General features: G+C 41.2%; 10 protein-coding genes. 6 read left to right on the forward strand and 4 right to left on the reverse strand.

Annotation, left to right across the window (positions count from 1 at the left end):
- Positions 1-2: 2 nt before the first annotated feature.
- Genes J8L98_RS03455 through J8L98_RS03470 form a run of 4 tightly spaced genes read left to right on the forward strand, consistent with a single transcriptional unit; the run spans position 3 to position 4480 of the window.
- Complete coding sequence (locus tag J8L98_RS03455; protein WP_210995298.1) at positions 3-1226, forward strand: MFS transporter; 1224 nt, start codon at positions 3-5, stop codon at positions 1224-1226.
- 10 nt (positions 1227-1236) lie between these two features.
- The gene (locus J8L98_RS03460) at positions 1237-1851 is read left to right on the forward strand and encodes a gluconate 2-dehydrogenase subunit 3 family protein (protein WP_210995299.1); all 615 of its coding nucleotides are present in this window, start codon (positions 1237-1239) and stop codon (positions 1849-1851) included.
- Between the two features lie 9 nt (positions 1852-1860).
- Complete coding sequence (locus J8L98_RS03465; RefSeq protein WP_210995300.1) at positions 1861-3591, forward strand: GMC family oxidoreductase; 1731 nt, start codon at positions 1861-1863, stop codon at positions 3589-3591.
- Positions 3592-3601: 10 nt separating this feature from the next.
- A complete protein-coding gene (locus tag J8L98_RS03470) occupies positions 3602-4480 on the forward strand; it encodes a sugar phosphate isomerase/epimerase (protein WP_247682411.1) in 879 nt (292 codons plus the stop codon).
- Positions 4481-4750: 270 nt separating this feature from the next.
- On the opposite strand, the gene J8L98_RS03475 is transcribed toward J8L98_RS03470, so the two are convergent.
- The gene (locus J8L98_RS03475) at positions 4751-5179 is read right to left on the reverse strand and encodes a response regulator (RefSeq protein WP_210995301.1); all 429 of its coding nucleotides are present in this window, start codon (positions 5177-5179) and stop codon (positions 4751-4753) included.
- Positions 5180-5194: 15 nt separating this feature from the next.
- The gene (locus J8L98_RS03480; RefSeq protein ID WP_210995302.1) at positions 5195-7288 is read right to left on the reverse strand and encodes a CHASE domain-containing protein; all 2094 of its coding nucleotides are present in this window, start codon (positions 7286-7288) and stop codon (positions 5195-5197) included.
- Between the two features lie 517 nt (positions 7289-7805).
- On the opposite strand from J8L98_RS03480, the gene J8L98_RS03485 reads away from it, so the two are divergent.
- Together J8L98_RS03485 and J8L98_RS03490 are read left to right on the forward strand one after the other, a co-directional pair.
- Entirely contained in the window at positions 7806-9881 is a 2076-nt protein-coding gene (locus J8L98_RS03485) for a TonB-dependent receptor (RefSeq protein ID WP_210995303.1), read from the forward strand.
- A gap of 429 nt (positions 9882-10310) precedes the next feature.
- On the forward strand, positions 10311-10718 hold the full coding sequence (locus J8L98_RS03490) for a cupin domain-containing protein (RefSeq protein ID WP_210995304.1): 408 nt from the start codon (positions 10311-10313) through the stop codon (positions 10716-10718).
- A 38-nt stretch (positions 10719-10756) separates the two neighbouring features.
- On the opposite strand, the gene J8L98_RS03495 is transcribed toward J8L98_RS03490, so the two are convergent.
- Both J8L98_RS03495 and J8L98_RS03500 read right to left on the reverse strand, forming a co-directional pair.
- Positions 10757-11044, reverse strand: coding sequence for a hypothetical protein (locus J8L98_RS03495; protein ID WP_210995305.1), 288 nt, complete (start codon positions 11042-11044; stop codon positions 10757-10759).
- Between the two features lie 88 nt (positions 11045-11132).
- Positions 11133-12047: a helix-turn-helix transcriptional regulator gene (locus tag J8L98_RS03500; RefSeq protein WP_210995306.1), complete on the reverse strand. Its 915-nt coding sequence runs from the start codon at positions 12045-12047 to the stop codon at positions 11133-11135.
- Positions 12048-12167 lie beyond the last annotated feature (120 nt).

Raw genomic sequence — 12167 nt, forward strand, 5'->3', positions numbered from 1 at the left:
CAATGAATCATATTCAGTCAAATAAACTGTTTATTGCTTGCTGTTTAGCGTTAACGGTTACGGCTATGACGTTTGCAATTAGAGCTGCAATATTAACCCAACTTAGTCAAGACTTCGCGCTCACGGACACCGAGCTTGGGTGGGTTAACGCAATGGCTTTTTTGGGGTTTCCTGTTGCGACTGTTATTGGTGGGTTGTTGTACAATACGCTGGGCGCAAAAAAATTGCTGGTAGTCGCTTTTGTCGGACATGTTATTGGCTTAGCATTAACTATCAGCGCTGTCGGGTTTTGGTCGTTAATCATTTCAAGTTTTTGTATTGGTTTTGCAAACGGTGCCGTAGAAGCTGGGTGCAACCCTTTGGTTGTGCAGCTGTATAAAAATAATAAAACAACCATGCTCAATCGCTTCCATGTCTGGTTTCCTGGTGGCATTGTTATAGGCGCATGTGTTGCGATGGGGATGTCGCATTTAGCGCTATCTTGGCAAAGCCAAATCGCGATTATGTTCATCCCTACCGGTATTTATGGTTATTTAATCGTACGTCATACTTTTCCACACACTCAAACAATACAAGCTGCTACGGCTGTAAACGTAAAGAGTTTGCTCTCACCACTCTTCATATTTATGGCTTTTTGTATGTCTTTGACTGCGGTAACAGAGCTTGGCACACAGCAATGGATTGAGCGAATTTTAGGGGCGTCGGGCGCAAGCCCAATGGCGATTATGGCAATGGTAACCGGATTAATGGCGGTCGGTCGTTATTTTGCTGGCCCCTTAGTACATGCGCTTAATGCGACTGGTGTGTTACTTGTCTCGGCGATATTTGCGATGTTGGGCATATTTTTAATGAGTGTTGCATCTGGCGTGGAAGTGTACATTGCAGCCTTTTTCTTTGCGCTTGGCGTAACGTACTTTTGGCCCACAATGTTGGGCTTTGTTGCCGAAAAATTGCCACAAACAGGCGCGATAGGATTGTCTCTGATGGGCGGAATTGGCATGCTATCGGTCAGCATTTGGAGCCCCGTTATAGGAAATTGGATCGACCTATCAAGAGAGTACGCTTTGCAGCGTAACTTATCAGCAGCTCAAGCTGAACTGATCGCTGGGCAAACAACACTCGGGTATTTGATGATATTTCCATGTGTACTGATATTTGCCTTTTCTATTTTATTGGCGTACCAACGTAAAAATAATAATTTTGAGCAAAATGAAGATGTTGCATAGGAGTACAGCAATGAGTGAAACAGTGGATATTGACAATAACAGGCGGCATTTTCTACACAGCTTTACGGTCTTGCTTGGGAGTGCGACGGCGGCACAGCTTATTGATGGCTCTGGGTTGTCGTCAGCCCTAGCTTATCGGGCCAAAGAAGACAGTACGGCGCAAGATGCCATGGTATTTAAGCAATTACACATGCAAATGCTTAAGTGCATATGTGACCTAATTATGCCCAAAACCGAGACTTTATCGGCCAGTGAATTGGATGTTCATGGCTTTGTTGATCATCAACTGAACACAGTGTATTCACAGCATCAGCAAGTACAAGCAATTGGTTTATTAGAAAAAATGACACGTGCAAGTCAGACTCATTTTAAGCATGACTTTCATGTATTGCGCTCCGCTGCGCAGTTAGAAATTCTGGCGTCTATTGAGAATCAGAGTATGGGTTTTACTGAGCAAGATACAACGATATTTAAGCTGCTAAAGAGCTTGATTGTATTTGGTTATTTTACCACTGAGTATGGGGCCACTGAGGTGTTGAAATATCAGGCGATACCTGGTGGATACCGAGGTTCAATTCCCTATAAATCAGTAGATAGCAGTTGGGGGTCTCTAGGGTTTTACTAGATAAACATCATGACAGACTTATATATTAAAAATACCAAAGAAAAATTCGATGTGCTCGTAGTTGGTTCAGGCATAACCGGTGGGTGGGCGGCAAAAGAGTTCTGTGAACGTGGATTCAAAACTTTGATGGTTGAGCGCGGGCGAGTTGTTGAGCACCAAAAAGATTATATTGGAGAGCATAAAGGCCCGTGGTTGTTTGACAATCGTATGAAAGTTGACAACTTACTGACGGCGCAACAACACTACGTACAAAAGCTATGCTACGCCTTTAGTGATTCGACCAAGCACTTTTTTGGTAATGATAGAGATTTACCTTACTCGACAGCAAAAGGCACGGGTTTTAGTTGGATCCGTGCAAATCAATTAGGGGGAAAGTCGTTGCTTTGGCATCGGCAATCTTATCGCTTTAATCAGTGGGATTTCCAAGCGAATAAGGCGGATGGATATGGTATTGATTGGCCGTTACGGTATGCAGATTTAGCACCTTGGTATGACCATGTTGAACAGCATGCGGGCATTGCCGCACACAACGATAATTTAGATGTTTTACCGAATAGTGTATCGCAGCCGGCTTTTGAATGGACCGCACCTGAGAAAATGCTCAGAGATAAATTTAGCTCACTATACCCAGATAGGCCTATGGTGATGGGACGGGCTGCACATTTAACAAAACCTACTCAGCTGCACCTATCTCAAGGCAGGGTAAAATGTCAGGCGCGTAATGAATGCCAAAAAGGTTGCTCATTTGGCGCATATTTTTCGACCCAAAGCTCAACGTTACCCGCAGCAGCTAAAACGGGAAATTTACACATCGCGCCAAATAGTGTGGTGCATAGTTTAATTTATGACGCTCGTCGAAATAGAGTCACGGGTGTGCGAGTGATTGACAATGACACCCTAGAAACACGAGAGTATTTTGCCAAAGTGGTATTTTTGTGCGCGTCTACGTTAGGCTCTACACAAATTATGCTGAATTCAAAATCACACTCTTTTCCCAATGGTATTGCAAATAATTCCGGCGTATTAGGACATTATTTGATGGACCACAATTACAATGCGGGAGCTGTGGGCATCGTTGAGGGGTTTGACGCAGAGTATTATTCTGGTCGGCGTCCAACTAGTCCCTATATTCCAAATTTTCAGTATAAACCAAGCCGCTATGCAAAGGGTTACAAGCGAGGATATGCGCTTGCCGCATGGTCAAGCCGTGAAGATTGGCGAGCAATCGCAAAGCAAGATGGCTTTGGGGTGGATTTTAAGCGTAAATTAACACAAGCAGGAAGGTGGCGGTTTGGTTTGTCTGCGCAAGGAGAAATGCTACCAAGGTATGAGAATCATGTGGCACTTCATGCTACGAAAACAGATAAGTGGGGGATACCGCAACTCGTTATAGATTGCCAATGGTCAGACAATGAAAAGCGCATGATGGATGACGCCGCCGATACAGCGAAAGAGATGTTGACCAAGGCAGGTTTAAAAGACGTGTATAGCTATACACGCTATCATGAGCGTCACCCTGGGATTGCAATTCACGAAGTGGGCACCGCTAGAATGGGCGCAGACCCAAAAGCATCGGTACTGAACGGTTTCAACCAGTGCCACGATATTCCAAATCTTTTTGTCACTGATGGCGCCAGTTTTTGCTCTACTGCCACGGTTAATCCATCACTGACATTTATGGCAATCACGGTGCGAGCAGTTGATTACGCCGTTAATGAACTTAAAAATAACAGGATTTAAGGTAACACGAATGAGTAAAACATTAGCCGTAATGGCATTATCAAGTTGCGCTTTGATGGGGTGTCAAATAACAGACAATAAGCAAACACAGCCAGATGCAACAGCCTCAACACAGCAAGCCGCTAAAGTCAGTGTGCAATTGTGGTCAGTGAAAGATACATTAAAACAAGATTTCAAAGGGACATTACGACAGTTGGCCAATATGGGCTTTGAAGGCGTTGAGTTTGCAGGCGAATTTGGCCCGTATAAACATGATCCTAAAGGGTTAAAAAGCTATTTAGATTCACTTGGGCTGCAAGCTAGTGGCGCACATATTGATTTTAAACAGTTCTCAGATGAGCAATTTGCCGACAGTGTGCACTTTTATCAAACGTTAGGCGTGAAATATTTAATTGATCCATGGGAAAAGCGCGCGTGGGACCATACTCAAGTCGCCAGTGTTGTGGATGATTTGAATCGTTTAGCTGATAAGCTTGAGCCTTATAATATGCAAATTGGGTATCATAACCATCAACATGAATTTGCAGATTATAAAGAGTCAACATTTTGGGATTACATTGCTGAAAATACAAAATCAAATGTGGTGTTGCAACAAGATGTAGGCTGGACTTCCTTTGCAGGTAAAGACCCGGTGTCTTATGTTAAAAAATACCCAAACCGTACCATCACCACGCATTATAAAGTGGTTATTCCAGAACAGAATTCAGCGGATCTATCTCCGATCATCGGCCAAAATAACGGCATAGATTGGTATAATTTAACGCAAGCTTTGTACACTGACGGAGGTGTACAGTGGATTGTGTTAGAGCAAGAGGACTACCCAGAAGGACTTACGCCATTACAATCGGTTAAATTATCGAAGTTAAATTTAGATAAAATTTTACAGTAACTATTTGATTAATTTATTTTTTATTAATCAGTGTGGTTAATGGAACGCGCTTTTCAGATATTTAACGTATCGAAATATATCGATGTGCTGTGATTTAAGCTCGATAGACCGCTTAATCACAGCCTGATTATTTGTACGAGGTATTAAGGCGTTTAAGTCTTATAATGCGCACTGTAGATGCTTAGCTGTGGTTAAGGTAAAAGCATAGTAAAACGCTTAATTCCACCGTGAATAAAGGATTTTATTCACGGTGTGAGGAGTGACTCACCGTTATGTGCCTGGTAGCTCAACAATGCGCCAATAATGATCTAAGAGTTTGACCAACTCATCAAAACCATGTTGTAGATTTTCTTTTACAATATAACCTGCGATGTTTTGATCATAGGCAGCAAACTTATCTTGCTCATCCTTACTGGTGGTTAGCACAAAGACGACGCTACCTTTGAGCTGTTGATCGTTTCGTAGCTCAGCTAAAAGCTCAAGACCACCCATTCGTGGCATGTTAAGGTCGAGCAAGATCAAAAAAGGTTTTGGTACCTCGTCATTTTTTAATAACTCTAGTGCGTACATCCCATCTTTTGCGCGTATGATAGGATTAGCAATACGCATTTTTTTAAAAGCCCGGACAACACTCTTCGCATCTATATCGTCATCTTCGACTAATAAAATCGATGCGTGTTTGTAATTCACTTCACTCATATTTTATTTTTACCTCTATAATATTTTTGGCCACGTAAATGTAAAACAGGTACCACTGACTCCATCTGAAATGACATTAATCTCACCTTTATGATAATCCAGTAGCTTTTTAATAATTGATAACCCCATACCACTGCCTTCGACATCGTCTCTGGGCTTAAGCGTTTTAAAAAGTTCAAAGATCTGCTGATGATACTTAGGGTCAATACCTACACCATTATCAGCAACAGAGAACTGATAGTGGGTAATGTGTTCTTGACCCGACACATCAATCATTAATTTACCCTCGCCTTTATGTTTAATCGCGTTGCCAATGAGGTTGCGGAAAATGGTTTCAAGTGGCGCGATAGGTGTATTAATTTCAGGTAAAGTAATGTCGCAGGTCATTGAGATGTTCTCAGAAGAGGGCTGTAAGTCAAATATATTGAGCACCAAATCATGGACGTTAGCCAATTGAATTTCGCCACCTTTTCGTCCCACACGAGAATAAGCTAATAAATCTTCCAATAAGCTTTCTAAGCGTGCTGTTCTGCTTTTAAGTAAAGACAAATTCTCTTTCGTTTCCTCATTTGCAAAATCAATAATATCTTCTTCAATCCAGGTAGAAAGCTGCATAATGCCTCTCAATGGCGCTTTCAAATCATGGGAAGCGACATATGCAAAATCATTTAACTCTTTATTACTGCGTTTTAGCTCTTCAGTCATCTTTACATGTTCAGTCATGTCTATAATGGTGGCTAACACTTTTAAATCGTTACCAGCTTTAAATTGTGCAATGCCAATTTCAGCTGGAAACTCATCATCTTGTTTAGTTACCGCAAATACCTCTCTTCCTAAGCCCATTTGACGACGCGAGGGGGTCTTACTAAAGCTATTACGGTATTCTGGGTGTTTATGTTGGAAGCGCTGGGGAACAAGAACTTCAATTTTCTTACCTAAGAGTTCTTGTTCTTCATATCCAAACAATGCATTCGCTTGGAGGTTAATATTCTCTATTACACCTTCATGGTTTGTTATTATGATACCGCATGGAGCTGATTCAATAATGTGTCGGAAATATTCCTCCTTGATGGTTAACTTTTCTGTGACCTTGTCTGCGAACGCGAGTACTTTTCTTTGTGAGCGGGTCAATGCAATAAAAATAAATAACAACAATGCGTTAATCACAGTACCGCCACCTAAAATAATAAGCGGTTGGCTTGAGTGGGTGGATGTTCTAAACGACAGCGCCGATTGAATATGAAACGTCCATGGCCTGCCATACATATGGAGTGTGACTGATTTACTAAACAACGGCTTATCGTCATAGTGGTGATTGCTTGCCGTGAGCTCATCATACAAGCTGTCTTTACCATCAAATATACTAAAAACAACCTGTCTATTACTTTGTTTTAGTGTGCCTTTGATTAATTTATGCATGATAAAAGGGGCATAGATGTGGCCAACAAAGTGTCTTTGTTTTTTTGCTACAGTGCTGATATCTGAGCTATCATAAAAAGGAATAAATTGCAGAAAACTAGGTGTTTTCTTGGCATCTTGTACAAGAATAATAGGTGCTGTAATTTGCGATGAGGCGGTATCTCTGGCTTTTTTTGCAGCACTGAAGCGATTATGTTCAAAAGCCATATCTAGCCCAACCGCCTTCATATTATGCTCAACGGGCTCTATGTAAGTAATTGGCCAGTACTCTTGTTCTTGATGTTGTGGATGAATGGCGAAATTAGGTCTGATTTTACGTTGCTGTATGAGAAACGAGTCGAGTTCGCTTTTTGGGATATGGTAAATAATGCCAATGCCATTTATACCCGGGTAAGATTCGGAGATATTAAGTGTGTCAGAAAATGTCTTCCAATCACTGGCTGGAGTTTGCAAAGAATAGGTTTGAACTGCTGCGGCGCCTGCTTTTAATGCAATTTCATAATGAGACATACGTTCTGATATTTGGGTTAAGAGTAATTCTGATTGAACTTTAAATAAAGCTGCTCTTTTGGCCTGAATTTGGTTATCAGATATTTTCCATGCTGTCACGGTGAGCAAGAGTGATGCAAATACAACAAGCCAATGATACCAATGTAAAAACCGAGCTGGAGAGACCTGCTTTTTTGTCATTGTAATTCCCTTTCCCTTTCCCTATGCGTGATTTTGCGGCGAACCAGTCGACTATTCATTATGACAATCGCACTTATGGGCAAATCCTTAGTACTTGAGTGTAGACCAATAGAAAAATACTGGAGAAAATTTTTAATTAATAAGTGTTTACGTTCATCATCCAAATAAGGTGCGTTATAGAAAAGTACGTGCGAAGTGTGTCACCAGAGACTGTGGTACAGGTTTGCCCTATGTTGTGACTGCATTGTGAAAAGCATTTTTATATATGTAAAACAAACTACGACAAGCATTCTGGCGTAATAATGGCAGCGCTCGTAGTTGTTGTTTTTTTGATAACTAATTATATCGAAAATAGCCATTGAGTTAATTTGTTTACACTCATCGGTCGGGCTTTAAGCAAACAGTAGGAAGTGCGGCAATAAAATTTTAAATACAATTGCAAATAAAAATAAATCGCATTAATCTTCCTGCGATTTTGCACCTAATGTGCAGTGAATTTTTAGTTTGGAGTGTATTCATGCGTTACTCGGTTTTATGTTTAGCTGTTGGTTCAGCGATAGCGGCATCTAATGTGTCGGCTCAGTCGTCAGATGTAGAAGTGATTGAAGTTAAGGGCACTTACTTCAACGATTATCAAGTCGATACGGCCAAAGGTGCTTTGCGGACTGACACCTCCTTACTAGAGACTGCACAGTCAGTATTTGTTATCTCAGATACTGTGATAGATGAGCAGCTCGCAACGACGCTTGGGGAAGTACTGAATAATGATGCCAGTTTGACCGCCGGGTCTAAGCAGCGAAATCGTGAAACATTTAACCTCCGTGGTTTTGGGTTAAGTTCATCAAATGGTTATTTGCGTGATGGTCATCAGCATTGGTCACACTATCAGCAACCAATAGAAACTTTAGAACAAGTTGAAATAATCAAAGGCCCATCTAGTATTTTATACGGCCAATCAGGTCCGGGTGGTTTAGTGAATATGGTCACTAAAAAACCCACTGCGCATACACTGGTGAATCTTGGCGTTGATTTTGATCATTTAGGTTCTACACGTGCCACATTAGATTTGGGTGGTGCGTTAACGCATGCTGAAGATGTGCGTTATCGAACCGTTTTAGTGAAACAAGACGTGAATTTTAATCGTGAATATGTCGATGGTGGAGCGCGTACTCGAGACCGCTTTTTAGGTTCAATCGTCCTTGACTATGATATTAACGAGCACAGCTTTGTGCGTGTTCATTATGATAGAACAAATGACGAAGCGGGTTTAGATACCGGTGCGTGGTTAGACAATGACGGTCAGGTGATTGGGAGTGACAAAACAATCAGAGACTTCTCTTGGGCATTTACCGATATAACTGTTGAAAATAAAGGCATTGATTTGACCCACGTCTTAGCTGAAAACTGGCAAATAACGGTTGGCTACAATGAGCAAGATTTTTCTCGTCAGCGTTTTGAGTCAGCTCCTCGTAAGCCGGATGATTATCAGCTGGGCAAAAGTTATGACTCTCGTCCGTACGATCGCTTTGACGATTGGCAGTTTACTACCGCGTTTGTTGATGTGACGGGGGAGTTCGAATTAGGTGGAATTGATCATCAGGTGCTTATTGGTGCTAACTCATTAGACTATTACTACGGGCAGCTTCGAGTTAAAGCAGAGTCCGTCGCGTTTGTTGAAGGGAGTGAGCAACCACTGCGCCCAGATATCAGTTATGCAACAGACGACTCACTATATACTAGTGAATTTGATTACTATGGTATTTATGTTCAAGATTTAATGACAATTAACGAGCACTGGCAAATCTCGCTAGGCGGTCGTTATGACAAACAAAATAAAGAAGGCGCTGATAACGAGTCATTTTTACCTAAGGGTGGCGTGTTATATCACCCAAGTGATAATGGCACGGTATATTTTAGTTATTCAGAGGGGTTTGAGCCTCAACGAAGTGATAGGCTAGATAATAAGGAAGATGAAAATCACAATATGAAGCTAGATGCTGTGACATCGCAGCAGTATGAAGTGGGCACAAAATGGCAGTTGGCTGATGATAGATTGCTGGTGACAGCAGCTGCGTTCGATATCAGTAAAACAGGTATGCTTATTTCAGTACGCTCTGATAGTGCAGAATATCAGACAGTAACGACCCAAGCTGGCGAACAGCGTCATAAAGGTGTTGAGTTTACGGCACAAGGCGCGGTAAACGATCGGTTGTTTGTGATGGGTTCACTGATGAATTTAAGTGCTGAATATGTCCAAGACAAAAAGTATCAAGGAAACACCCCAATTGATGCGCCTCAGTGGTCGGCGTCATTGTGGTCACGCTATGAATTTAGCGACGTCTTTGCGATTAATGCCGGGGCATTTTATCAAGGTGAACGTTTTGCGAATTATGAGAATACCATAACAAAAGCGGCGTACACACGAATAGACGCAGGTGCAACGTATAAACTCGGCCTTAAACATGCCGATGTTAATGTGCGTTTTAATATTGAAAACCTATTTGATAAAAATTACCTTGCAGGCGGTGGTGTAAATAACGTAACTGTTGGTGAAGAGACAACATTTAGATTGGCATTACACGCCGCATTCTAATATTTTTGTGTTAAATGACTAAGGCGCTGGCTTTACCAGCGCCAATTCACATGAAATGCTCTAAAACTTGAACTGGCAGCCACACAAATCACATCGATTTAGCCCTTTTTAATGTTGAATAACACACTGGTTTGTTCGTACTTTGCACTGTTTTAATGTTCCCGATTATGAGCGCTGATGGCTTAAAATTTGAGCTGGCAGGCACACAGATTAGCCATACAAATTACATCGATTTACACTCTTTTTAATACCGAATAGTCCAACAATTTGTTCGTATTTTACACTGTTTTAATATTCCCGGTTATGTATCCTGATTATGAGCGCTGATGACTAACTGGCAGCCATACAAATCACATCGATTTAAGCCCTTTTTAATACCGAATAACACACTGGTTTGTTCGTATTTTACACTGTTTTAATATTCCGATTATGTATACTGGCTATGAGCAATGTAAGTTATTAATAGGGAGAATGAATATGAACAAAGTGAATCTCAGTGAGAAATTTGCGTTATTCCATCAGCAATGGAAACCCAAAGTGATTGCGCAAATGAATGATTACCAATTTAAGGTGGTTAAATTACAAGGGGAGTTTATCTGGCATCAACATGACCATACTGATGAAACATTTATTGTTATCTCAGGGCAATTAAACATTGCGTTTGAGGACGAAACGGTTGTTTTAAATGCAGGAGAAATGTTAGTGGTACCCAAGGGTAAACAGCATAAACCGTTCGCAGAACAAGAGTGCCAAGTAATGATCATTGAGCCTAAAGGTATCTTAAATACGGGTGAAGAGCGCAGTGAGCGAACCGCTGAAAATGACGTGTGGATCTAGCTTTCGTGGATACACCCATTTATAAGCGTAAAAAGCCCTTATAGCGGGCTTTTCGACAAGTAAAGAATCTGGGGAGGTACGGTAAAATATGCTGATAATTGTTTTAAAACACCATTATTGGCAATAAACTGCATATAGTGCTGGTGGGCTTCAATCGATTGCCAGTCTTCGTCAATTAGCATGATATTTTGGGGTTCATCAAAATAAATATCGACACGCAAACACCCAGTAAAGCGACGGACATTATTTAAGTTATCAGCTAAAAACTTGTGTAACATTGTATGTTGTTGGCTTTTAAGTTGGCAGACTAAGTTAACCCGAACCATAAGTGTATCCTTTTATATAAATAGTGATGCCACTTTGCCATTGATGAAACCTTCACAATATGACTTTTTTGACAAAATAGGGGTTTTATTATGAATATTTATATCTGTTTGGTGTAACGCCAAACTTGCGCTTAAACATTTTGATGAAGTGTGACGTGTCGAGGTAACCTGTTGTTGCGGCAATGTCGGTCACAGTTAGGTCAGTATGGATCAGCAAAGATTGGGCGTGTGAAAGCCGCTTATGCGTTAACCACTGTGTGGGTGTCATATCATAGGCTGATTTAAATTGTCGTAGAAACGACGCATGAGACATGTTGCATAGCTGCGCCATATCTGTGACAGACAAAGTCAGAAAGTCACATTTTTCAATCAGCCGTTTGAAGTTATCGCGTGCCCCTAAAAGGTGGTTGTTAGCATTAAGTAAGGTGCTAAGTGAAGGGGTACTTAGCGTCTTTAGAATACATAATAGCTCGTTCGTTTTGGCTGTGAAGAGCTGATCACACAATAATGACTTTTGTTGGTAGGCCGTAAGACTCATGAAAAACGTACTGAGCAGCGATGTATCAGAAACTGAAGAGAAAGAGGCGTTTGCGTGATAGACATTGGATGTGTGTTCATGATGGGGTAAATCAACCAGCATTGAGGGTGAAAAAAACACCAGCCAGGCCGTAAGTTCACCGCTGGCACTAAAATAATCTGAATGTAGCGTTTCTCCGGGAGCTAACACGATGGCATCACCACTACAAAGCGTTACCTGTTTAGCGTGTTTTGAGATCAAGGTTTCTTTGCCCGAGACAACATAAACTAAGCACACTTGATTAGAATAAAACTCAATATCAAATAAGTCATGCTTAAGTGTTTTATGGTAGATGGTACAGTGTATACCACTATAGAAACAAACAGCGCCATCAAGTTGCGTTAATGCTTGAGGCAATACCAATAAACCATGGTTATTCACGCCCCTATTTCGATTATTAGTATTATGTCCATTTTTAGATAACATGATGCGCTACCTCTATCCTTTAACGTATTTAGCAGCGGTGGACCTAAGGAATACCTGCTGGCATTTTGACAACATTATCGCGTATTGATGTTGAATTGCTACTGTGCATTCGCATTGTTT

Origin of the sequence: Pseudoalteromonas sp. MMG013 (assembly GCF_018100885.1) — a bacterium.
Classification (GTDB): Bacteria; Pseudomonadota; Gammaproteobacteria; order Enterobacterales; family Alteromonadaceae; genus Pseudoalteromonas; species Pseudoalteromonas aurantia.

Bases quoted from the DNA above. Each gene is read 5' to 3' on its own strand.
- J8L98_RS03470 (WP_247682411.1), top strand. From the start codon at position 3,602: ATGAGTAAAACATTAGCCGTAATGGCATTATCAAGTTGCGCTTTGATG.
- J8L98_RS03500 (WP_210995306.1), bottom strand. From the start codon at position 12,047: ATGTTATCTAAAAATGGACATAATACTAATAATCGAAATAGGGGCGTG.
- J8L98_RS03475 (WP_210995301.1), bottom strand. From the start codon at position 5,179: ATGAGTGAAGTGAATTACAAACACGCATCGATTTTATTAGTCGAAGAT.
- J8L98_RS03495 (WP_210995305.1), bottom strand. From the start codon at position 11,044: ATGGTTCGGGTTAACTTAGTCTGCCAACTTAAAAGCCAACAACATACA.
- J8L98_RS03465 (WP_210995300.1), top strand. From the start codon at position 1,861: ATGACAGACTTATATATTAAAAATACCAAAGAAAAATTCGATGTGCTC.
- J8L98_RS03490 (WP_210995304.1), top strand. From the start codon at position 10,311: ATGTATACTGGCTATGAGCAATGTAAGTTATTAATAGGGAGAATGAAT.
- J8L98_RS03455 (WP_210995298.1), top strand. From the start codon at position 3: ATGAATCATATTCAGTCAAATAAACTGTTTATTGCTTGCTGTTTAGCG.
- J8L98_RS03485 (WP_210995303.1), top strand. From the start codon at position 7,806: ATGCGTTACTCGGTTTTATGTTTAGCTGTTGGTTCAGCGATAGCGGCA.
- J8L98_RS03480 (WP_210995302.1), bottom strand. From the start codon at position 7,288: ATGACAAAAAAGCAGGTCTCTCCAGCTCGGTTTTTACATTGGTATCAT.
- J8L98_RS03460 (WP_210995299.1), top strand. From the start codon at position 1,237: ATGAGTGAAACAGTGGATATTGACAATAACAGGCGGCATTTTCTACAC.